The 22649-nt window shown below is 73.7% G+C and carries 18 protein-coding genes; 6 read left to right on the forward strand and 12 right to left on the reverse strand.

Annotated features, from left to right (window positions below; all coding sequences use genetic code 11):
* Nucleotides 1–89 precede the first annotated feature (89 nt).
* From GA0074696_RS22265 to GA0074696_RS22295, 7 genes are all read right to left on the reverse strand, one after another.
* Nucleotides 90–1601 (reverse strand): MFS transporter, encoded by a 1512-nt coding sequence (locus GA0074696_RS22265; RefSeq protein ID WP_088962900.1) that lies wholly within the window; start codon nucleotides 1599–1601, stop codon nucleotides 90–92.
* Complete coding sequence (locus tag GA0074696_RS22270) at nucleotides 1598–3382, reverse strand: IucA/IucC family protein (protein ID WP_088962901.1); 1785 nt, start codon at nucleotides 3380–3382, stop codon at nucleotides 1598–1600. The genes GA0074696_RS22265 and GA0074696_RS22270 overlap by 4 nt, the downstream gene beginning before the upstream one ends.
* Nucleotides 3379–3948 carry a GNAT family N-acetyltransferase gene (locus tag GA0074696_RS22275; protein ID WP_088962902.1) on the reverse strand — a complete coding sequence of 190 codons (570 nt, stop codon included), beginning with the start codon at nucleotides 3946–3948 and terminating at the stop codon, nucleotides 3379–3381. Before GA0074696_RS22275 ends, GA0074696_RS22270 begins: the two co-directional genes overlap by 4 nt.
* Entirely contained in the window at nucleotides 3945–5237 is a 1293-nt protein-coding gene (locus GA0074696_RS22280; protein ID WP_088962903.1) for a lysine N(6)-hydroxylase/L-ornithine N(5)-oxygenase family protein, read from the reverse strand. Before GA0074696_RS22280 ends, GA0074696_RS22275 begins: the two co-directional genes overlap by 4 nt.
* 26 nt (nucleotides 5238–5263) lie before the next feature.
* Nucleotides 5264–6823, reverse strand: a complete 1560-nt coding sequence (locus GA0074696_RS22285) for a pyridoxal phosphate-dependent decarboxylase family protein (RefSeq protein ID WP_088962904.1) — start codon at nucleotides 6821–6823, stop codon at nucleotides 5264–5266.
* Nucleotides 6824–6937: 114 nt separating this feature from the next.
* Entirely contained in the window at nucleotides 6938–8200 is a 1263-nt protein-coding gene (locus GA0074696_RS22290; protein ID WP_088962905.1) for an MFS transporter, read from the reverse strand.
* A complete protein-coding gene (locus tag GA0074696_RS22295) occupies nucleotides 8197–8907 on the reverse strand; it encodes a siderophore-interacting protein (protein WP_088962906.1) in 711 nt (236 codons plus the stop codon). The genes GA0074696_RS22290 and GA0074696_RS22295 overlap by 4 nt, the downstream gene beginning before the upstream one ends.
* Before the next feature lie 99 nt (nucleotides 8908–9006).
* Here GA0074696_RS22295 and GA0074696_RS22300 point away from each other — a divergent pair, with 99 nt between their 5' ends.
* The 3 genes from GA0074696_RS22300 (at nucleotide 9007) to GA0074696_RS22310 (ending at nucleotide 12661) form a co-directional block, all read left to right on the forward strand.
* The gene (locus GA0074696_RS22300) at nucleotides 9007–11073 is read left to right on the forward strand and encodes a penicillin acylase family protein (RefSeq protein WP_088962907.1); all 2067 of its coding nucleotides are present in this window, start codon (nucleotides 9007–9009) and stop codon (nucleotides 11071–11073) included.
* Nucleotides 11070–11621: a GNAT family N-acetyltransferase gene (locus GA0074696_RS22305; protein WP_088962908.1), complete on the forward strand. Its 552-nt coding sequence runs from the start codon at nucleotides 11070–11072 to the stop codon at nucleotides 11619–11621. Before GA0074696_RS22300 ends, GA0074696_RS22305 begins: the two co-directional genes overlap by 4 nt.
* A gap of 221 nt (nucleotides 11622–11842) precedes the next feature.
* Nucleotides 11843–12661, forward strand: coding sequence for an endonuclease domain-containing protein (locus GA0074696_RS22310; protein ID WP_088962909.1), 819 nt, complete (start codon nucleotides 11843–11845; stop codon nucleotides 12659–12661).
* A 290-nt stretch (nucleotides 12662–12951) separates the two neighbouring features.
* On the opposite strand, the gene GA0074696_RS22315 is transcribed toward GA0074696_RS22310, so the two are convergent.
* The 4 genes from GA0074696_RS22315 to GA0074696_RS22330 are packed head-to-tail and all read right to left on the reverse strand — an operon-like array spanning nucleotide 12952 to nucleotide 16995.
* Nucleotides 12952–13896 (reverse strand): ABC transporter substrate-binding protein, encoded by a 945-nt coding sequence (locus GA0074696_RS22315; RefSeq protein WP_088962910.1) that lies wholly within the window; start codon nucleotides 13894–13896, stop codon nucleotides 12952–12954.
* Entirely contained in the window at nucleotides 13896–14843 is a 948-nt protein-coding gene (locus GA0074696_RS22320) for an ABC transporter ATP-binding protein (RefSeq protein WP_231925113.1), read from the reverse strand. The genes GA0074696_RS22315 and GA0074696_RS22320 overlap by 1 nt, the downstream gene beginning before the upstream one ends.
* A gap of 26 nt (nucleotides 14844–14869) precedes the next feature.
* A complete protein-coding gene (locus GA0074696_RS22325; protein WP_231925114.1) occupies nucleotides 14870–15952 on the reverse strand; it encodes a FecCD family ABC transporter permease in 1083 nt (360 codons plus the stop codon).
* A complete protein-coding gene (locus tag GA0074696_RS22330; RefSeq protein WP_088962911.1) occupies nucleotides 15949–16995 on the reverse strand; it encodes a FecCD family ABC transporter permease in 1047 nt (348 codons plus the stop codon). The genes GA0074696_RS22325 and GA0074696_RS22330 overlap by 4 nt, the downstream gene beginning before the upstream one ends.
* A 136-nt stretch (nucleotides 16996–17131) precedes the next feature.
* On the opposite strand from GA0074696_RS22330, the gene GA0074696_RS22335 reads away from it, so the two are divergent.
* Nucleotides 17132–17491 (forward strand): YciI family protein, encoded by a 360-nt coding sequence (locus GA0074696_RS22335; RefSeq protein ID WP_088962912.1) that lies wholly within the window; start codon nucleotides 17132–17134, stop codon nucleotides 17489–17491.
* Between the two features lie 55 nt (nucleotides 17492–17546).
* Here GA0074696_RS22335 and GA0074696_RS22340 read toward each other — a convergent pair whose 3' ends face one another.
* Nucleotides 17547–18020, reverse strand: coding sequence for a cytidine deaminase family protein (locus GA0074696_RS22340; protein ID WP_088962913.1), 474 nt, complete (start codon nucleotides 18018–18020; stop codon nucleotides 17547–17549).
* Nucleotides 18021–18167: 147 nt separating this feature from the next.
* Between GA0074696_RS22340 and hrpA the strand changes: the two genes are divergently transcribed.
* Nucleotides 18168–22208 (forward strand): ATP-dependent RNA helicase HrpA, encoded by a 4041-nt coding sequence (gene hrpA / locus GA0074696_RS22345; protein ID WP_088962914.1) that lies wholly within the window; start codon nucleotides 18168–18170, stop codon nucleotides 22206–22208.
* 98 nt (nucleotides 22209–22306) lie between these two features.
* Complete coding sequence (locus GA0074696_RS22350; RefSeq protein ID WP_088962915.1) at nucleotides 22307–22639, forward strand: hypothetical protein; 333 nt, start codon at nucleotides 22307–22309, stop codon at nucleotides 22637–22639.
* Nucleotides 22640–22649 lie beyond the last annotated feature (10 nt).

Below are 22649 nucleotides of genomic sequence, written 5' to 3' on the forward strand. Positions count from 1 at the left end.
GGACGATGCGAGGTGCTGCTCCGGGCGCGCCGCCACCTCGGGATCGGTGGCGGCGCGCCAGGTCAGCCCGTGGGGCGGGGTCCGGCGGGTCAGCCAGAGCTGTCGGCGCGGCGCAGCAGCCCCGCGGTGACCAGGCCGCCGACGAGGACCGCGACGGCGCCCACCGTCTGCCCGGTCTCCAGCGCCGCGCGGAACGCGTCGGAGACGACCTGCCGTTCGGTCTCCGACCGGGCGGCGGCCACGGCGGCGGGGAGCGATCCCGCGCCGGCCAGGGCGGGCGGCAGCAGCGCGGCGAACCGGGCGTTCAGCACGGCACCCAGCACGGCGATGCCCAGGCTGCCGCCGACCTCGGTCATGGTGCCGTCCACGCCCGCACCGACGCCGGCCTTGCGCGCCGGCACGGTGCTCATCACCGCCTCGACGATGGCCGGGTTGGCCAGCGCGCAGCCGGCGCCCATCAGCAGCAGCCCGCCGAGCAGCACGGGGTAGCCGTCCCCCGGTGCGTGCGTGACGACCGTGAGGCCGCCGGCCAGCAGCGCCATCCCGACGGCGATCGCCGCCGGCGACCCGAGCCGGCGGATGACCCGGGCGGCGACGCCGGCGAGGTTGAGCACGACGATGCAGAGCGCGAAGGGCACCATCCGCAGCCCGGCCTCCCACGCCGAATAGCCGCGCACGAACTGGAGATGCTGGGTCAGCAGGAACAGTGCGCCGGTGGCGCCGAAGGTGATCAGGACGACCCCGGAGACCGCGCCGACGAACCGGCGTTCGGAGAACAGGCTCATGTCCAGCATCGGGGCCGGGATCCGCCGTTCCCACGCCACGAAGAGCACCAGCAGGAGCACGCCGGCGCCGGCCGCGCCGAGCACCGCCGGCGCCGCCCACCCATGGTCCGGGCCGGAGATGATCGCCCAGACCACCCCGGTCAGGCCGGCCGTGGAGAGCAGCACGCCGAGCAGGTCGAGGCGGCCGTCCACCGGGTCGCGGGACTCCGGCACCAGCACCCGGGCGGCCAGCAGGCAGACCAGCACGATCGGGACGTTGACCAGGAAGATCGCGTTCCACGGCAGGTGGGCGAGGATGGCGCCGCCGATCGGCGGCCCGGCCGCGAAGCCCAGCGCGCTGGTGGCCGCCCAGAGACCGATCGCCCGGGGCCGCTCGGCCGCGTCGAAGATCTGCATGGCGACCGCGAGGGTGGCGGTGACCAGGAGGGCACCGCCGATCCCCATGCCGGCCCGGGCGGCGATGAGCTGACCGCTGGTCCCGGCGAGCCCGGCGGCCAGCGAGCCGGCACCGAACAGGACCAGGCCGGCGAGCAGCATCCGCCGCCGCCCGTACCGGTCGGCGGCGCTGCCGGCCGTGAGCAGCAGGCCGCACTGCACCAGCGCGTACGCGTTGATCATCCATTGGACGTCGGCGGTGGTGGCGTCCAGTTCGCCGGTGAGCACCGGGATCGCCACGGTCAGCACGGTGTTGTCGAGGACCACGGTGACCTGGGCCAGGCAGAGCACGGCCAGGATCAACCAGCGGTGCCGGACCGGGCCGGCCGCCCGGATCCCCGCCGCCGGACTGCCGTCGCGCACCGCGCCGGGGGCGCTCATCGCGGCGGGGCGAAGCGGGCGAGCGGGTTGGTCAGGGTGCCGACGAACTGCAACGCGGCCGACGGGTCGGCGAGGTCGACCATCTGCCGGTTGTTGCGCAGTTGCAGCCGGTTCAGGCAGGACAGCGGGAACTCGGCGGCGAAGAGGTCGTGCCGGCGCAGCCGATCGGCCAGGTGCGGGACGCTGCGGTGATAGTCGGCGGCGCACTCGGCCACCGTGCGCCAGAACTGGTCCTCGGCCAGGACGCCCTCGGTGACCAGGATGGCGTTGAGGTGGCGCAGGAAGCAGTCGAACACGTCGGTGAAGATCGACAGGATCTTCTCCTCGCCGGGGACGGCGACCCGGATGCGTCGCACCGCCGGTGGCAGGTCGGCCTCGGGGTCCATCACCGCGATCTCCTCGGCGATGTCCTTGAAGATCACCCGCTCCACCGCCCCGTCGTGCAGCACCAGGATCACGTTCTCCCCGTGCGGCATGAAGGCCAGGTCGTGGGCGTAGAGGCTGTGCAGCAGAGGGACCAGGTAGGCGTCGAGGTAGCGGCGCAGCCAGACCGTCGGCGCCAGCCCCGACTCCGCGACCAGCGCGCCGGCCACCGAGCGGCCGCCCCGGTCGACGTGCAGCAGGGACGCCATGGTCGCCAGCCGGCGGCCCGGCTCCAGCCCGTTCACCGGGCTCTCCCGCCAGAGCGCGGCCAGCATCTTCCGGTACGGGGAGTACCGGTCGGTCGCCGCCTCGTACTGCCGGTGGCGGTAGCCGATCGCGGCGCGCTCCCGGATGATCGTCAGCCGGCTGCGCCGGAACACGGGGTCGGTGGCGACGAGGTCGGCCAGCCAGTCGTTGATCGCCGGGGTGTGCTCCATGTACGCGGCGGACAGCCCGCGCATGAAGCCCATGTTGAGCACCGACAGGGCGGTCTTGACGTAGTGCTTCTCGGGGTGGGTGACGTTGAAGAAGGTGCGGATGGACTGCTGGGCGAGGTACTCGTCGGGGCCCTCGCCGAGGCAGACCAACTGCCGCCGGGCCACCTCGCCGGCGAAGGTGACGGAGAGCTTGTTCCACCACTGCCACGGATGCACCGGGAGGAGCAGGTAGTCGGCCGGGTCCAGGCCCAGCCCGGTGAGGGTACGGGCGAAGGCGGCGAGCGTGTCGTCGTCGAGTTCGGCGCGGACCAGGGTGTCGTAGTCCAGGTCGGCGGCGCAGCTGAAGGTGGTGTGGTCGCGGTGTGCGGCCAGCCAGATCAGGCGGACCGGCCGGGCGGCCTCCGGGGCGTACCGGTGGTACTCGTGCACCCCGAAACCGATCCGGCCGTTGTTGGCCACGAAGCAGGGGTGCCCCTCGGTCATCTGCGTCTCGACGTCCTGGAAGTCCGCCCGGGCCAGCTTGGTGGCGTCCATCGCCGGCTTGCCGAGCTTGTACGCGGTGCCGGCCAGCGTCGAGGTGATCTCCTCGAGGTAGACCGGCAGGATCTCGTCGGTGAGGCCGAGCGCCCCGCGCAGGTCGAGGCAGAGGTCGACGGCGTCCAGCGGCAACTCGCGGCCGCCGGAGTGCCGGCTGATGCTGGCCGCGTCGACCTGCCAGTGCCGCAGGGCGAGCAGCCGGGCGGTGAACCGGTACTCGACGGTGCCGTCGTCGCCGCGTACCCGGTAGCGGTCCGCGCCGAGCGGCTCCGGGGTGATCAGTCGTTCGTGGGCGAACTCCGCGAGGGCCTTGCGGACCAGCAGCCGGTTGGCCTCGGCCCAGTGCCCCGGGGTCAGGTGGTCCACGGATGCGAGGGGGTTCACGCGGGCAGGTCTCCTCGGGTGGCGGCCAGGAACGTCTCACGGGTGCAGACGCTGAGCAGGGCGTCCTTCTCGGGCTTGCGGATCGGGCCGACGACGGTGAAGCCCACGGCGGCGTTGAGCGCGTGCACGGCGTGGTTGCGCACGTCCGGTTCGACGACGACGCGGCGGACGGCCGGGTCGGCGAAGAGCCACGCCATGACCGTGGTGATCACGGCGCGGGTGAAGCCGTGCACGGGGGTGGCGGCGGGCGCGCAGAGGAAGTGCATGCCGACGTCGCCGTCGGCGGCGTCGTGCAGGCCGACGAGTTCGACGTGCGCGGGGTCGTACCGCTCGGCGAGGAAAGCCGGGCGGCCGCGCCACGTGCCGAGGTACGCGTCGTGGTGCGGGTGCGCGGCGATCCGCCGGTACTCGTGGGCCACCCGGGCCACGTCGGCGTCCTGCATCAGCCAGAACGCGGCCCTGGGGTGGGTGACCCAGCCGTGCAGCAGCGCGGCGTCGCCGTCCGGATCGAGGGTACGCAGGGCGAACTCGCCGAGCCGGTCGTCGACCCGACGGAACACCGTCACGCGGTCACCGCCACCGGCGCGCCGAACTCCTGGAAGGCGATGCGCCGCTCGATCGGGTAGTGCTCGCGCCCGGTCAGCTCGCGGATGATCCAGGAGTTGCGGTACGCGCCCATGCCGAGGTCCGGCGAGGTGATGCTGTGCGCCTGGGTGCCGGCGTTCTGGAGGAAGACGCCCCGGCCGGTGTGATCGACGGAGTAGTTGCGGGCGACGTCGAAGCGGCCGTGCGAGTCCCAGCGGAGCCGGTCGCGGATCGGCTCCAGGAAGTCGGGTACCCGGTAGTGGTAGCCGGTGGCCAGCACCAACCCCTCGGTGGTGAGGGTGAAGTCGCGGCCCTGCTCGACGTTGCGCAGGCCGAGCGTGTACGTCCCGCTCGCCGGGTCGTGGGTGGCGGTGCTCAGCGCGGTGTTGGTCATCAGCCGGGTGGGCACCGGGCCGGCCACGCTGCGGGCGTAGAGCAGGTCGAAGATGTCGTTGACCAGGTCGGCGTTGATGCCCTTGAACAGGCCCTTCTGCTCGGCCTCCAGCCGGTACCGGGTCGCCTCGGGCAGGGCGTGGAAGTAGTCCACGTAGTCCGGCGAGGTCATCTCCAGGGTGAGCTTGGTGTACTCCAGCGGGAAGAACCGCGGCGAGCGGGTGACCCAGTTGAGCTGGTAGCCGTGGGTGCCGATGTCGGCGAGCAGGTCGTGGTAGATCTCGGCCGCGCTCTGCCCGCTGCCGACCACGGTGACGCTGCGCTTGGCCCGCAGCGCCGCCCGGTTCTCCACGTACCGCGAGTTGTGGATCACGTCGCCGCCCAGGTCCCGGCAGGCGTCTGGGACGTGGGGCGGGGTGCCGGTGCCCAGCACCACGTGCCGGGCCCGGTGGGTGACCCGCCGGCCGGCCGCCAGGGCGTGCACGACGTACCGCTCGTCGGCCGGGTCGTACTCGATGGAGGTGACCTCGTGGCCGAACCGGACGGTGGACAGTCTCGCCGCCGCCCACCGGCAGTAGTCGTTGTACTCGCTGCGCAGCGGGAAGAAGCTCTCCCGGATGTAGAACGGGTACAGCCGCCCGGACTCCTTGAGGTAGTTCAGGAACGAGTAGGGCGAGGTGGGGTCGGCCAGGGTGACCAGGTCGGCGAGGAACGGCGTCTGCAGGCGGGTGGACTCGAGCAGCATGCCGGGATGCCAGTTGAAGTCGTCGCGGGCCTCGAGGAAGAGGCCGTCGAGGTCGCCGATCGGCGCGGTCAGGCAGGCCAGGCCCAGGTTGTACGGGCCCAGCCCGACGGCGATGAAGTCGTGGGTCGACATGGGTTTCTCCAGGGCGGGACGGCCGGTCAGCGGATGGGGCAGGACAGCTCACCGGCCGTGCGGGTACGCACGTACCAGCCGGCGTGTTCGGCGATCAGGTCGAGGACGTGGGCGATGTCGGCCACGGTCGTCTCGGGGTTGAGCAGGGTGAACTTCAGGTGGTGCGCGCCGTCCACGGTGGTTCCCGCGACGAGGGCGGCGCCGGACGCGGCCAGCGCCTCGCGGGCGTACAGGTTGGCCTCGTCGACGAGTGCCCGGCCGGGACCGGAGGGCAGGTAGCGGAAGACCACGGTGCTGAGCTGGGACCGGGTCACCACCTCGAAGCGGGGGTCCTCGGTGAGCAGGTGCCAGGCGGCGGCGGCCCGGTCGATCACCTCGTCGAAGAGCGCCCCGACCGCGTCCGGGCCCATGATGCGCAGGGTGAGCCAGAGCTTCAGGGCGTCGAAGCGGCGGGTGGTCTGGATGCTCTTGTCGACCTGGTTGGGGATGTGCTGCTCGACCGCCCGGGCCGGGTTGAGGTAGTCGGCGTGCCAGGTGGCGTGCCGCAGCACCCGGCGGTCGCGCACCAGCAGCGCGCTGGAGCTGACCGGCTGGAAGAAGGACTTGTGGTAGTCCACGGTCACCGAGTCGGCCCGGTCGATGCCGTCGAGCAGGTGCCGCCGGGTCGGCGAGACCAGCAGCCCGCAGCCGTACGCGGCGTCGACGTGCAGCCACACGCCGGCCGCCGCGCAGATGTCGGCGATCCGCGCCAGCGGGTCGATGGTGCCGAAGTCGGTGGTGCCGGCGGTCGCCACCACGGCCATCACCCGCAGCCCCTCCCGACGGCACCGGTCGATCTCCCGGGCCAGTTCGTCGGTGCGCATCCGGCGCCCGGCGTCGGTGCCGACGGTGACCACCGCGTCGGCGTCGAGGCCGAGCAGCTTCGCCGCCTTCTGCACGCTGAAGTGGCCGGCCGCCGAGGTGAGGATCCGCAGCCGGGACAGTGACTCCGGGCGGGACGGGCGGGTGCCGCCCGACGTCCCCGCCCGGTCGACCGCCTCCTCCCGGGCCAACAGCATCGCCTGCAGGTTCGACTGCGTCCCGCCGCTGGTGAACACCCCGTCCGCGGCCGGCCCGAGGCCGACCCGGTCGATCGTCCAGTCGATCAGGCGGCGCTCGATCAGCGTGCCGCCAGCGCTCTGGTCCCAGGTGTCCAGCGAGGAGTTGACCGCGCTGAGCACCGCCTCGCCGAGCAGCGCCGGGATCACCACCGGGCAGTTCAGGTGCGCCAGGTAGCGCGGGTGGTGGAAGTACACCGCGTCGCGCAGGTAGACGTCCTGGAGCTCGTCGAGCGCTGCCCCGGTGTCGCCGAGCGGCCGGTCCAGGTCGATGCCGGCGATCCGGGGCGCGAGGTCCTGCGGGGTGACGCCGGTGAAGGGCCGGTCGGCAGCGGCGACCCGGTCGGCCACCCGGTCGACGCCCTCGGCCAGCACCCGCCGGTAGGCCGCGACGGTGCCGGCGGTGAACAGGTGGGCCCGGTCGGCGGCCACCTGGCCGGGGACGGCTCCGGTCGGGAGGGCCTGAACGGTTGCTCCGGGCAGACTCATGGCAGTCCTCAACGGTCGAGAGTGGACACGGCGGGCGGGCGGGCGACGGCGCGGCGGCCACCAGCGGTCCCGAGTTGATCGAGTGAAGTTAGGGTACCCTAACCTAAGTTCGGGTCAATGCCGCACCGGCTCGGCGCGCCGCGACTCGGCGATCGGCGGCTCCCCCGCGGCGTCGGACGCGGGCGCGGGTGCGAACCGGCGCTGGTGGGCGACGCCCACCGCGACGCCGAGCACCACCAGGACCACGCAGGCCCCCGCGACGGCGGGATAGCCCGCCCGGTCGGCGGCGGCCAGCCCGATCGAGGCCGCCACGAACGAGCAGACCAGCCCGAACGAGGACAGGACGGTGAAGTCGGTGCCGCCGGTGCCGGGCCGCGAGTAGTCCATGTTGACCGTGTAGAGCACCACGTTGGCCACGGTGTACGCGGCCATGAAGCAGCACAGCGCGGCGACCGTTCCGCCCACCGGCGCCCGCCCGGTCAGCAGCGGCAGCAGCAGCGCCGTGGAGACCGCGAGGGACACGCCCGCGACGACGAGCACCGCGCCGCGTCCGAACCGGCCCACCCCGGCCCCGGCGAGCAGTCCGGCCACGACGGCGGGAGCGCTGGTCACCACGCCGGTCACCACCCCGATCCGCCCCAGGGACCAGCCGGCGTCCACCAGCGCCGGTGTGACCAGCGCGTACGCCGCGCCGGCGCCGGTGTAGACCAACGGCACGACGCCGAACGTCCACCACCGACAGCCGGGCTGGGCGAACACCGACAGCAGCGCCCGGTACGCCTGCGCGGCGGAGCCCACCCGGTCGACCCGGTCCGGCTCCCGGAACCGCCACACCACCAGCAGCCCCAGCGCGGTCAGCCCGGCCAGCAGCAGGATCGCCGGCCGCCAGCCGAAACGGTCGTAGACGACCACGCAGGCGCCGCCGCCGAGCAGGTTGCCGAGATAGCTGGCGGCGACCTGGACACCGTTGCCGGCCCCCCGGGCGCGCGCCGACAACAGCCGGACGGCGACGGCGTCGACGGCGATGTCCTGGGTCGCGGAGAGGAACACGTACGCGGCGCAGATCGCCACGATCGGACCCAGCTGACCCGCAGGCCGGTCGAACGGCAGCAGGGCGAGCAGCGACAGCACCAGGCCGGCCTGGAGCACCAGCAGCCAGGACCGGTAGTGGCCCCGCCGGCGTGATCCGTACCGGTCGAGGATCGGCGCCCAGAGGAACTTGAGCGGCCAGACCAGGCCGACGAACTGCAGCAGCGCCAACGTGTCCAGCGAGGTGCCGCCGTCACGCAGGATGGCGGTCAGGCCGACGGTGATGAAGCCGACCCCGAGGTACTGGGTGACGTAGAGCGCGGTCAGGGTGCCGAGGCGGCCGTTCACCGGGCGGTCCAGTAGCCGAGCGAGGTCACCTGGTGCCGGCCGGCGCCGAGGGTACGCCGGACGTGCCGGGTGATGCTGCGCGTACTGGCCGCCTCGCAGGCGACCCAGTAGTGGGCGTCGGGGGCGGCGGGCAGCGCCGCGCAGACCGTTTCGACCAGGTGCCGCCCGTCGTCCCGGCGGGGCACCCAGGTGACCTCGTGTCCCGCCCGGGCGCGCGGCGTCAGGGCCTGCTCGCCCTCGTCCGCGTACTCGAGCCAGACCGTCGCCGGGATGCCGGCGGCGGTGTCGAGCAGGCTGTTCACCGCCGGCAGCGAGGCGGCGTCGCCGACCAGGTGGAGGTGCGCGGGCGCGGGGTCCGGCAGGTGGAAGGCGCTGCCCTGGACGGTGGCGTCGATGGTGTCGCCGACCTCGGCCGTGGTGGCCCAGCGCGCGGCACACCCGTCGTGCAGGGCGAACTCCAGGTGGAAGCGCCCGGTGGCCGGGTGCGGGTCGACCAGTGTGTACGCGCGCTGGTGCGGTCGGCCGCCGTCGTCGAACCAGAGCCGGATCCACATGGTCGGGTGCACCCCGCACGACTCCAGCAGGCCGCCGCCGTCGATCAGCAGCCGCTGGTAGTGGCCGCCGACCGCCTCCGTGTCGAGCACGGTCAGCCGGAAGTCCCGGCCGCCCATGGCCTTGAGGACCAGGGCCTCCCAGTTGCGTTTCACGTGTCGCCCTCCAGTAAGGTTCGCCTTAGTTAGGGGAGGGTAACCTAAGTTGATATTCGATGAGCACGCGGCTCGCCGCCATTTCGCGCGGGCCGCGCGGTGACGGGCGTCTATCGCGACGCCCGGGGTGTACCGCATCTGCGCGCCGGGTCGGTCGACGAGTTGGCCCGGTTGCAGGGCCGGGTGGCCGCCCTCGACCGGGCCTGGCAGATCGAGGTCGAACGGTGGCGCTCGGAGGGCCGGCTCGCCGCGCAGGTCGGTCCGGACGCGCTGGGCTGGGACCGGTTCGCCCGGCGCGTCCGACTCGACGACACCGCGCGGCGGTGCTTCTACCGCCTCTCCCCCGCCACCCGGCGGTGGGTCACCGCTTACGTCGCGGGGGTCAACGAGGGGCTCGCCGAGGGGGCCGCCGGTGCCCCCGAGTTCGCGGCGGTCGGCGTGGCCCCCGGACGATGGCGGTCCTGGTCACCGCTGGGGGTCTTCCTCGTCCAGCACATCCTCTTCGCCACCTTCCCCAACAAGCTCTGGCACGCCCATGTCGCCGCCACCCTCGGCGCGGCGGCGACCGGGCTCTTCGCCGTCGAGGGCCCGGGCGGCTCCGGCAGCAACGCCTGGGCGGTACCCGGCGACGCCGCCACCGGCCGGGCGCCGGTCATCGCCGGCGACCCGCACCGCCTCCTCGAACTGCCCGGCATCTACCAGCAGGTACGCCTGGCCTGCCCCGAGTTCGACGTGCTCGGCTTCGCCTTTCCCGGCGTGCCGGGCCTGCCGCACTTCGGCCACGCGGGCGAGGTGGCCTGGGCGGTCACCAACGCGATGGCCGACTACCAGGACCTCTACCGCGAGCAGCTGCGCACCGACGGCGACCGGGTGCTGGTCCGCGACGCCGACGGCTGGGTGCCCGCACACCGCCACGTCGAGCGGATCGCCGTCCGCGGCGGCGACCCGGAGACCGTGGAGGTCGTCGAGACGCCGCGTGGTCCCGTGGTGGACCACGACCGGCACACCGGCGAGGGGATCAGCCTGCGCACCCCGGCCCGGGTCGAGACGGACCTCGGCTTCGAGGCCCTGCTGCCGCTGCTGCGCTCCCGCACCGTCGACGACGTCGCCGACGCGCTGCGCGCCTGGGTCGAGCCGGTCAACAGCGTCCTCGTGGCGGACCGCAGCGGGGCCGTCCACCAACTGGTCGCCGGGCTGGTGCCCGACCGGGACGAACGCTGCCGGTCGGAACCGGTGCCCGGCTGGGACCCGCGGTACCGGTGGCGCGGCGGGTACGCCGAGACGAAGCCGATCCCGGTCGAGGACATCGCCGTCTGCGCCAACGACCGCCGCCCCGACGTGGCCGACCTCGGCGCCGACTTCGCCCCGCCGCACCGCGCCGGCCGGATCCGGGCCCTGCTGGCCGACGGCGTCGCGGCCGAGGACGTACACATGGACACCCGGCTCGCCGTGACGCCGCTGCGCGAGCTGCTCCACCGGCTCGATCCCGACGACCTCGACCCGCCCGCCCGGGAGCTGCGGGACCGGCTCACCGCCTGGGACGGGTCGATGCGGGCCGACAGCACCGACGCGGGCGCCTTCGCCGCCTGGCGTACCGCGCTGGCCCGCCGGCTGCACGAGCATCCGAGCCTGCGCCCGTTGCGCGCCCCCGGCCCGTACGACGAGCTGTTCTTGCCGTGGACGGACCCGCTGTCGCGGATCGGCCACGCCCTCGACGGCGTCGTGGCCGGGTTGCACCGCCTCGGCGCCGACGTCGCGCCGGTGGCGGCCGCGGCGCTCGCGGACGTCGCCGCCGACGGGCCGCCGCCGGCCTGGAGGCGGCGACACCTGCTGCATCCGGTGCACCTGGGCGTGGCCCCCGCCGTCGACGCGGCGGTGGCCGCCATGCGAGCCGCGACCGCGCTGGCCGGCGACACCGACTGCGTGCTCGCCACCTCCAGCGTCCCCGGGGTCTCCGACGCCTGCTGGCGCGGGCCGGTCGCCCGGTACGTCTGGGACCTCGGCGACCGCGCCCGCAGCCGCTGGATCGTCCCGTTCGGCGCGTCCGGACGCCCCGACGACCCGCACTTCGCCGACCAGCTTCCCCGGTGGGCGGCCGGTGAACTGGACCCGGTGGACACCGACTGGCGACACCTGACCCGACAACCAGGAGACGAGAACCCGTGACGTACCAGCAGGACATCCCCGGCTTCGGCGAGCTGCGGCTCGTCGTGGTCGACCCGGCCGCCCACGCCGAGCTGCTGCACGACTGGGTCACCCAGCCGCGCGCGACGTTCTGGGGCATGGGCGGGTACACCGTGGACGAGGTACGCGAGGTCTACGCGTTCATCGACGGGCTGGACACGCACCACGCGTACCTGATCATGCTCGACGGCGAGCCGGTCGGCCTGTTCCAGACCTACCTGCCGGAGGCGGACCCGGTCGGCGAGCGGTACCCGGTACGAGCCGGCGACATCGGGATGCACCTGCTGCTCGCCCCCGGCGGCCGGCCGCCGCACGGCCTGACCACCGCCGTCGGCCCGGCCCTGGCCCGCTTCCTGTTCCGCGACCCCACCCGGCAGCGGATCGTGGTGGAACCGGACGTCCGCAACCACCTCGCGCTGCGCCGCCTCGAACGCGAGGGCTTCACCTTCGACGAAAAGATCGAGATGCCCGACAAGCGGGCCCAACTCGCCTTCCTCACCCGCCCCCGCTTCGAATCCACCCACCCCTGACCCCCCTCCCTTCGGGGCGCACTTTCCGAGAAAGCGTGGCTATTCCTCGTCGAATAGCCACGCTTTCTCGGAAAGAGCGCGGGGAGGGGGCGGGTTGTCCACAGGGGGTGGTGGGGGTGGGGCGGGGGGTGGAGGGTGGTGGGGTGGCTCGTACTCCTCGACGTCCTGATGCCCTGGTGGGGCGGGTGTTCTTTGCTCGCGAGGCGGTTCATGGTGGTTTGTTGACCAGGGGCGATCTCCGGAGCAGTGCCTGGCGGCGGGTCTTCCACAACGTCTACGCGGACGCCCGCCTCGACCTGTCCCATCGCGGCCGGTGCCGTGCCGCCGCGTCGTGGCTCTTTCCTCCCGGCTGCGCGATCGCCGGCCGGTCCGCCGTCGCGCTCTACGGCGGGGTGAGCCCACGGGCCGACGACCCGGTCGAGGTGCTGGTCCAGCCGGCGTCGCGATTCGGCCCGCTTTCCGGCCTGCTCATCCACGTCGCTCCCTGGCGCGAGGGCGAGGTCCGGCTCGTCGACGGATGTGCCGTCACCACGCCCGTTCGCACCTGCTGGGACCTGGCGAGCTGGCTCGACCTCGTCAACGCGATCGCACTGATCGACTCGCTCCGGCACGTCGGCGCCGTCGACCTGCCGGAGCTGGAGCACTACCTGGCCACGCGCCGTGGCGAGCGGGGCTGGCGGAGGTTCGCCCAGGCCGTGAGTTTGAGCGACGCCGGCGCCGAATCGCCACCGGAGTCGCAGCTGCGGGTACGACTCGTCGAGGCCGGCCTGCCCCGACCGGTAACCCAACACGTCATCGAACGGGCCGGCCGCTTCGTCGCCCGGGTCGACCTGGCCTGGCCCGAGTTGAAGGTCGCCATCGAGTACGACGGGCTCTGGCACCACGACCCGGACCAGTTCCACCGCGACCGGCGGCGTCTCAACCGGATGCTGGGCGACGACTGGATCGTCCTCCACGTCACCAGCAAGCGGATGCGCGAGGACTTCGACACCTTCCTCACCGAGGTTCGCACCGCCCTGACCACCCGCACCCGCCGCTGACCCCACCCCGCGCCCCGCCTCCCCCGCGCGCCCCGGGATGCCGGGACTGCCCGCGCGTCCTGCCGCCCATAGCCCCGCGCACACTCAGCGCCCAGGTGACCCTGACTGACGCGCACGCCACACCCCGCCGCCACACGCCCCGCCGCACCCGCCCGTCCGCCGCGCCGCGAGGTCGGGGCCCTCATACAGAGAAAGAGTGGCTATTCCACGTGGAATAGCCACTCTTTCTCTGAAAGTGCGCCCGCGAGGAGGCCGCGGCGGGGTGAGCGCGCCGGGGGGCGCGGGGGGGGTTAGGCGGTGAGGTGCTTGGCGAGGTCGTCGAGGATCTTGTTGGCGGCGCCGACGCCGATGCCGGTCATCCAGACCTCGTCGGAGACGACGTGCGCCTTGCCGGCCTTGACGGCCGAGAGGCCCTGCCAGAGCGAGCCGGCGGTGACCTTGGCCTGCTCGGCGGCGGCCTTCTCGCCGTACGCGGTCACGAAGATGACGTCACCGTCGACCTCGTTGATCCGCTCGGCGCTGACCAGGTCGAAGCGCTTGTCCTCCTTGCCCTCCAGGCGCTGCCGCTCGGGGCGGCCCAGCCCGGTGTCGCCGACGACGATGCCGGAGAAGGAGTCCGGGCCGTACACCCGGATGTTGCCGGGGATGAACCGCACGATGGAGACCTTGCGGGAGGCGGCGTCGCCCAGCTTCGCGCCGAGTTCCTCGGCCCGCTTCTCGTACGCGGCGAGCAGGTCGCGGGCCTGCTGCTCCTTGCCGAGCGCCTTGCCGTCGAGGAGCAGGTTCTCCTTCCAGGTGATGCCGACCTTCTCGGTGAAGACGGTGGGCGCGATGGCGCTCAGCTCGTCGTAGAACTTCTCCTGGCGGAACTTGCTGCCCAGGATGAGGTCCGGCTTCAGCGCGGTGATCGCCTCCAGGTCGGGCTCGGTGAGCACCCCGACCTCCTTGATGCCGGCGAGCTTCTCCGCGCCGAAGTAGGTCGGCCAGCTCTTCGCCTCACCGGCGGTGGCGGCGCCGACCGGCGTGACGCCGAGCGAGAGCGCGGTGTCGATCTTGTCGGTGTCGAGGACCACCACGCGCTTCGGCTCGGCCGGGACCTTGGTGCTGCCCATGGCGTGGGTGATCTCCCGGGTCTCCCCGGTGGCGGTGCCGGCGACCGGGTCGCTCTCCCCGCAGGCGGTGAGGCCCACGCCGAGGGCGAGGACCGCGGTGAGGGTGGCGGCGAGACGACGCATCAGAGTCCTTTCGAGGGGTACGGGCCGACGCGCGGGGTGTACGCGTCGAGGGGAGTGCGGGCCGCCGGAGCGGTCGGGCCCACGGGATTCGCGCCGGCCGGGCCGGCAACGGAGGGCGTGCCGGCAGCCGGATCGGCGGGGGCCGGGGCGCCGGGCAGCGGGGCCAGCGACGGGGTGGTGAGACCGGGCACCACCAGCGGGGCGCCGGTGACCGGGCAGGGCACCACCACGCAGTCGAGCCCGAAGACGTCCCGGACCAGCTCCGCGGTGAGGATCTCCCGGGGCGGCCCGGCGGCGACCACGGACCCGGCCCGCATCGCCACGAGGTGGTCGGCGTAGCGGGCGGCCTGGTTGAGGTCGTGCAGCACGGCGACCACCGTGCGGCCCCGCTCAGCGCGCAGCCGGTGCAGCAGGTCCAGCACCTCGACCTGGTGGGCCAGGTCGAGGAAGGTGGTCGGCTCGTCGAGCAGCAGCGCCTCGGTGTCCTGGGCGAGGGTCATCGCGATCCAGACCCGCTGCCGCTGGCCGCCGGAGAGGGTGTCCACCGGCCGGTCGGCCAGCCCGGCGACGTCGGCCAGTGCCATCGCCCGGTCCACCGCGACGGCGTCCTGCTCCGACCACTGCCGCCACCACCGCTGGTAGGGCTGCCGGCCCCGCCCGACCAGGTCGGCCACGGTGACGCCCTCCGGCACCAGCGGGCTCTGCGGCAGCACGCCCAGCCGGCGGGCCACCTCCCGGGTGGGCAGGTCGCGGATGGCGGTGCCGTCCAGCAGCACCGCGCCCCGGCGGGGCGTGAGCAGCCGGGCCATCGTGCGCAGCAGGGTGGACTTGCCGCAGGCGTTCGGCCCGACGATGACGGTGAACGCGTCGGCGGGCAGCTCCAGGTCGAGCCCGTCCAACACGGTCCGTTCGTCGTAGCCGGCGACCAGGTCGCGGGTGGAGAGCATCGCGCCTCCTGTGCCAGGGGTGGACGTCACGACGACCGCCGACGGCCGCGGACCAGCAGGAACATCAGGTACGGCCCGCCGATCGCGGCGGTGAGCACGCCCGCCGGCAGTTGGGTGGGGGCGAACAGCCGCCGGCCGGCGAGGTCGGCCAGCACCAGCAGCAGCGCGCCGAGCAGCGCGGCGCACACCATCGGCGGCCGCTCGGCCCGGACCAGCCGGCGGGCCACCTGCGGAGCGACCAGGGCGACGAAGTCGACCGCGCCGACCTGGGCGGTGACGGTGGCCGCGACGACGACGCCGGTGGCGGCCAGACCGATCCGGCGGGCCACCGGCCGCAGCCCGATGCCCCGGGCGGTGTCGTCGTCCAGTGCGGAGCCGTTGAGCGCCCAGCCGGCCCAGGCCAGCACCGGCAGCAGCACGGCCAGGGTGAGCGCGATCCAGACCGTCTCGGTCCAGCCCTTGCCGGCGAGGGTGCCGATCAGCCAGATCTGCGCCCGCAGCCCGTCGATCGGGTCGGCGGAGAGCATGACCACCTCGGTCAGCGCCCGCAGGGCGAACGCGACGGCGACGCCGGCCAGCACGAACCGCTGCGCGGCCAGCCCGTGCCGGGCGCCGAGCGCGAGCAGCAGGACCGCGGCGGCCAGCCCGCCGACCAGGGCCGCCGGGGCGACCAGCACGGCCGCCGCACCGGTGGTGATCGCGACGGTGGCGGCCAGGCCGGCGCCCTGGGTGATGCCGATGACGTCGGGGCTGGCCAGGGGATTGCGCGCGACGCTCTGGATCAGCGTGCCGGCGATCCCGAAGGCCGCGCCGGCCGTCGCGGCCAGCACGAGCCGGGGCAGCCGCAGGTCGAGCACGACCAGGTCGTACGGGGTGCCGGCGCCGGAGAGCGCGCGGAGCACGTCGGCCGGCGCGACGTACGGGGTGCCGAGGCAGAGGCTGAGCAGCGCGGCGAGGGCGAGCAGCACGGTCGAGGCGAGCGCGACGAGCACCGCGCGGCGGCGCACCTGGAGGCTGACCGGCCCGACCCGCACCAACGACCGGCCGGGCAGCCCGGCGAGGCCCGTCGGGGCGGCGGCCGGGGCAATGGTCAGGTCGGGGGCGGTCATGCGGTCACCACCTTGGCGCGGCGGACCAGGTACGCCAGCAACGGCGCGCCGATCAGCGCGGTGATGATCCCGGCCGGCACCTCACCGGGCGGGGCGATCAGCCGGCCGACGATGTCGGCGCCGAGCAGCAGGGTGGGGCCGAGCAGGGCGGAGACGCCCAGCGTCCAGCGGTGGTCGGCGCCGACCAGGGCGCGGGCCAGGTGCGGCACGGCGAGCCCGACGAAGGCGATCGGCCCGGCCGAGGCGACCGCGGCACCGGTGAGCAGCACGGCGGCCGCGCCGCCGCCGAGGCGTACCAGGCCGATCCGGTGGCCCAGGCCGCGGGCGACGTCGTCGCCGAGGGCGAGCGCGTCGAGGCCCCGGGCGACCACCGCGGCCAGGGCCAGCCCGGCCAGGACGAACGGCAGCACCTGGGCGGCGACGCCGAGATCCCGCCCGGTCAGCCCGCCGACGACCCAGAACCGGTACTCCTCGAAGGTGCGCGCGTCGATGCTGAGCAGCGCGTACACCACGGAGGCGAGGCTGGCGTCGAGGGCCGCGCCGATCAGCGCGAGGGTGACCGGGCTGGCGCCCTCGCGGGTCCGGTTGGCGACGGCGAAGACCAGCAGGCCGGCGCCGAGCGCGCCCGCGATGCCGAACCAGACGTACCCGGCGAGGCTGCCGACGCCGAGGACGGCGATGGCCAGCACGACGCCGAAGGAGGCGCCGGCGCTGATGCCGAGGATCCGCGGCTCGGCGAGTGGGTTGCGGGTGAGCGCCTGGAAGAGCACCCCGGCGACCGCGAGGGCGAGGCCGACGACCAGGCCCAGGGCGGTACGCGGCATCCGCAGCTCGCGCACGATGGTGCTCGCCGTTCCCCCGTCCGGGGCGACCAGGGCGGTCCAGACCTGACCCACGCCCAGCGGCCGGCTGCCGAGCGCGAGGCTGGCCAGGACGGCCAGGAGCAGCGCCAGCGCGGCCGCGACGGCGACGGCGGTGCGGCGGCCCCGCCGTCCGCCGGTGCGGCGGGCGGCGCCGACCGGACGTGCGGCGAGGGTGGTCACGATGCTCCCGAGCTGGAACTAAGGTACGCCTTACCTTAGCCGAGATGCGAAGGGTGACCTAACCGAGCACCGTCGATCAGTCACCGACCCGGGCACACCGGAACCAACCGGGGGAAATCACCCCTACCCTGGGTCCATGCGATTCGACCAGCACACCCTCGTCCTCTTCAGCCGCCCGGCGGACGCGCCGGAGCTGCCCCGGGACGCGGCGGATCTGCTGCACGACACCCACCTGGCCCACCAGGCGGGGCTGGCGGAGCAGGGGCTCGTGCTCGCCGCCGGCCCGTTCGTGGACCCGGACGACCCGAGCCTGCGCGGTCTCGCGGTGCTGCCGATCAGCCCGGACGAGGCCCGCGAGCTGTACGCCAACGACCCCGCGGTGCGCGCCGGCCAACTCGTGGTGCGGGTGGCGAGCTGGCTGGTGCCGGAGGGCAACGTGCGCTACGAGAGCGTCGGCGTGCCCCGCTCGATGCTGGAGGCCGCCGCCGGCGACTGACCCGCCGCCGCAACGGGCCGAGGCGCCGCCGGCGAACTGACCCCGGGAGGCGGGATCAGTCCTCGGAGGCCGGCCGGCTGCTCGGCACGCTGGGCATCGGCCACTGCCCGGTGCGCACCGCCATCGGCGCGTCGAGCTGGTGGTCGCCCCAGACGTACGTCTCGGGCAGCAGCTCGGCGACGGGCACCGGGCGCAGCGCGTCCATCGGCCCGACGATCACCTTGATCGACGGGAAGTAGTCCAGCAGCACCTGCCGGCACCGCCCGCAGGGCGGGATGACGCCCCGCCCCCGGTCACCCACCGCGACGATGGCCTCCAGCTCGCCGGCCCCCTGGGTGGCGGCGGCGCCGATCGCGACCACCTCGGCGCACGGGCCACCGGTGAAGTGGTAGACGTTGACGCCGGTGAAGACCCGGCCGTCGGCGGTCCGGGCCGCGGCGGCGACGGTGTGGTTGTCGCTGCGGCAGCGCAGCTTGGCGACCGCGGTCGCCGCCTGCACCAGCGCGCGGTCGGTGTCCAGCATCGTCATGTCGCCGCCCCCGGATCGGTGTCGCTCGGCGAAAACTCTAGCCTGGCCGGCCCGCCGCCCCGGGCAGCGACGCCGACGGGGTGCGGCCGGCGACCGGAGGTAACCCGGGGGCGCTCCGGCGGCGGGCTGCCTATCCTTGGCGACGACATGCAGAATCCAGCCGTACCCGCCGAGGCCGTCACCGTCCGCGACCTGCACCGCCGCCTCTCCTCGCTGATGTTCCGCGACCAGCGCCGCCTGCAGCGGCGGCTGGACGGCGCACGCAAGCTGCGGGAGCCCGAGCGGCGCGACGGCGCGCTCGCCGAGATCGCCGCGGACGTGGCGCGCGCCGAGGCGCGGCTGGCGGACCGGCGGGCCGCCGTGCCGGTGATCACCTATCCGGTGCAGTTGCCGGTCAGCGAGCGGCGGGACGACATCGCCGCCGCGATCCGCGACCACCAGGTGGTGATCGTGGCCGGCGAGACCGGCTCCGGCAAGACCACCCAGCTGCCCAAGATCTGCCTGGAGCTGGGGCGCGGGGTGCACGGCCTGATCGGGCACACCCAGCCCCGCCGGCTGGCCGCCCGGACGGTCGCCGACCGGATCGCCGAGGAACTCGGCACCGAGCTCGGCGACGTGGTCGGCTACAAGGTGCGCTTCAACGACCAGGTGAGCGACCGCAGCCTGGTCAAGCTGATGACCGACGGCATCCTGCTGGCCGAGTTGCAGACCGACCGGATGCTGCGCCAGTACGACACGTTGATCATCGACGAGGCGCACGAGCGCAGCCTCAACATCGACTTCATCCTCGGGTACCTCCGGCAGCTCCTGCCCCGCCGCCCCGACCTCAAGGTGGTCATCACCTCGGCGACCATCGAGACGGACCGGTTCGCCCGGCACTTCGCCGACGCCGACGGCGAGCCGGCCCCGATCGTCGAGGTCTCCGGGCGGACGTACCCGGTGGAGGTGCGGTACCGGCCGCTGGTCGAGGTGAGCGAGGCCGACGAGGACGAGGGCGACGACGAGGAGAACGTCCGCGACCAGATCCAGGCGATCGGCGACGCGGTCGAGGAGCTGGCCGCCGAGGGACCCGGCGACATCCTGGTCTTCCTCTCCGGCGAGCGGGAGATCCGCGACACCGCCGACGCGCTGGGCAAGCTGGTGGAGAAGAAACGGTCGCTGCTCGGCACCGAGATCCTCCCCCTGTACGCCCGGCTGTCGATCGCCGAGCAGCACCGGGTCTTCGCCCCGCACGCCGGGCGGCGGGTGGTGCTGGCCACCAACGTCGCCGAGACGTCGCTGACCGTCCCCGGCATCAAGTACGTGGTGGATCCGGGCACGGCCCGCATCTCGCGCTACTCCAGCCGGCTCAAGGTCCAGCGGCTGCCCATCGAGCCGGTGTCGCAGGCCTCGGCAAACCAGCGCAAGGGCCGCTGCGGGCGTACCTCGGACGGCATCTGCATCCGCCTCTACGACGAGCAGGACTTCCTCTCCCGGCCCGAGTTCACCGACCCGGAGATCCTGCGCACCAACCTCGCCTCGGTCATCCTCCAGATGACCTCGATCGGGCTCGGCGACGTCGCCGCGTTCCCGTTCATCGACCCGCCGGACCGGCGCAACGTCGCCGACGGCGTCAACCTGCTGCACGAGCTGGGCGCGCTCGACCCGACCGAGACCGACCCGGCGAAGCGGCTCACCCCGCTGGGCCGGCGGCTGGCCCAGCTGCCGGTCGACCCCCGGCTGGCCCGGATGGTGCTGGAGGGCGAGCGCAACGGCTGCGCCACCGAGGTGGTGGTGATCGCCGCCGCGCTGTCCATCCAGGACCCGCGCGAGCGGCCGGCGGAGAAGCAGGCGCAGGCCGACCAGGCGCACGCCCGGTTCGCCGACAAGGAGTCCGACTTCGTCGCCTTCCTCAACCTGTGGCGCTACCTGCGAGAGCAGCAGCGAACGCTGTCGTCGAGCGCGTTCCGCCGGATGTGCAAGGCCGAGTACCTGAACTACCTGCGGGTCCGCGAGTGGCAGGACATCGTCAGCCAGTTGCGCCAGGTGCTGCGTACCCCGGATCAGGGCGGCGGCGGGCGCGGCCGGCGCGGCGCGACGGAGGCCCCGGCGGACGGCGGCCGGCGCGGCCCGACCGCGGACCTGCCGGAGGAGATCGACACCCCGAAGGTGCACCAGTCGCTGCTGCCCGGCCTGCTGTCCCACGTCGGGCTCAAGGACGCGCAGAAGCACGAGTACCTGGGGGCGCGCGGTGCGAAGTTCGCGATCTTCCCCGGCTCGGCGCTGTTCAAGAAGCCACCGCGCTGGGTGATGGCCGCCGAGCTGGTGGAGACCTCCCGGCTCTGGGGCCGGGTCGCCGGGCGGGTCGAGCCGGAGTGGGTCGAGCCGCTGGCGCAGCACCTGGTCAAGCGCAGCTACAGCGAGCCGCACTGGGAGAAGAAGCAGGCCGCGGTGATGGCCTACGAGAAGGTCACCCTGTACGGCATCCCGCTGGTCACCTCCCGCAAGGTCAACTTCGGCCGGATCGACCCGGCGCTGTCGCGGGAGCTGTTCATCCGGCACGCCCTGGTCGAGGGCGACTGGCAGACCCACCACCAGTTCTGGGGGGGCAACCAGCGGCTGCTCACCGAGATCGAGGAGCTGGAGAACCGGGCCCGGCGGCGGGACATCATGGTCGACGACGAGACGATCTTCCACTTCTACGACCACCGCATCCCCGCCGACGTGGTCTCCGGCCGGCACTTCGACTCGTGGTGGAAGAAGACCCGGCGGGAGCAGCCGGAGCTGCTCACCTTCACCCGCGAGCTGCTCATCAACGCCGGTCGCGGCGGGGTGGACGAGGCCGACTACCCGGACGAGTGGCAGGCCGACGGGGTCACCCTGCCGCTGACCTACACCTTCGACCCGGGCACCCCGACCGACGGCGTGACCGTGGACATCCCGCTGCCGCTGCTCAACCAGGTGCCGGCGGAGACCTTCGACTGGCAGGTGCCGGGGCTGCGCGAGGAACTGGTCGTCGCGCTGATCCGGTCGCTGCCCAAGGCCGTCCGGCGCAACTTCGTCCCGGTGCCGGACTACGCCCGGGCCGCGCTGGCGGCGATGCCGGCGGGCGAGGAGCCGCTGCTGGACGCGCTGACCCGGCAGCTGCGCCGGATGACCGGCGTCACCGTGCCGCGCGACGCCTGGGACGTCGACCGGCTCCCGGCCCACCTGCGGGTCAGCTTCCGGGTGCTCGACGAGGAGAACAAGCCGGTCGCCGAGGGCAAGGACCTGCCGGCCCTGCAACGCCAGCTCCGCCAGGAGGTACGCCAGGTCGTGGCCGCCGCCGCGCCGGACGTCGCCCGGACGGGCCTCCGTGAGTGGAGCATCGACGTTCTTCCTCGCACCATCGAGCAGGTCCGGGCCGGTTACGCGGTGACCGCGTACCCGGCGCTGGTCGACGAGGGCGCGACGGTCGGGGTGAAGGTGTTCGACTCCGAGGCCGAGCAGGCCGCGGCGCACTGGGCGGGCACCCGGCGGCTGCTGCGGCTGACCGTGCCGTCGCCGGCCAAGTTCCTGCAGGGCCGGCTCTCCAACGAGGCGAAGCTCGCGCTCAGCCGCAACCCGCACGGCGGGGTGCAGGAGCTGATCTCCGATGCCGCCGGGGCCGCGATCGACAAGCTGATCGCCGACGCGGGCGGACCGGCCTGGGACGCCGAGGGCTTCGCCGCGCTGCGCGAGCGGGTCCGCGCCGACCTGATCGACACGGTGGTCGACGTGATGGACCTGGTCCGCCGGGTCCTCGCCGCCGCGTACGCGGTGGAGCAGCGCCTCGGCGCGACCCGCAACCTGGCCGTGGTGGCCGCCCTGGCCGACATCCGCCACCAGCTCTCCGGGCTGGTGCACAAGGGGTTCGTCACCGAGACCGGGTACGCGCGCCTGCCCGACCTGCTGCGCTACCTGACCGCGATCGAACGGCGCCTGGACCGGCTGCCGGGCAACCCGCAGCGGGACAAGCAGCAGCAGGACCGGATCGCGGTGGTGCAGAAGGAGTACGCCGACATGCTCGCCGCGCTGCCGCCCAGCCGCCGCAACTCGGCGGCGGTACGGCAGATCCGGTGGATGATCGAGGAGTTGCGGGTGAGCGTCTTCGCCCAGGCGCTCGGCACCCCGTACCCGGTGTCGGAGCAGCGGATCTACCGGGCGATGGACGACGCCGAGGGGCGCTGACCCGCCGAGCAGCGCACGGGGCGGCGCCGAGGCCGTCGCTCCGTTATCGTCTGCCGCACCGGTCGTCGGGCGACCGGCTTCGATCCCTGGAGCGCAGCGTGTCCGTGGTCATCGTCCTCTACGTCGTGGTTCTAGTGGCGAGCGCGGCGCTGCTGCTCGGTGTCGCCGTGACGTCATTCGCCACCACCTCCGTGGTCGACCGGCTGCTCGCCGCGTTCTTCGCCCTTTGCGCGGCCGGCAACGCGTGGCACCTGATCCGCACCGGCGCGGACCACGGGGTGGTCTTTGTCCCCGCGTTCTTCGTCCCGTTCTACGCCGGGTACAAGCTGTATCGGGGATTCCGGCACCGGGAGGAGCGCCGCGCCGACCGGGCGGCCGGGAAGCAGGCGGTGGCGGCGGCCGAGGAGTGGCGCGCTTCGCGGCGCTGGTAGCGACCGCAGC

It is taken from the genome of Micromonospora purpureochromogenes (assembly GCF_900091515.1).
Lineage (GTDB): Bacteria > Actinomycetota > Actinomycetes > Mycobacteriales > Micromonosporaceae > Micromonospora > Micromonospora purpureochromogenes.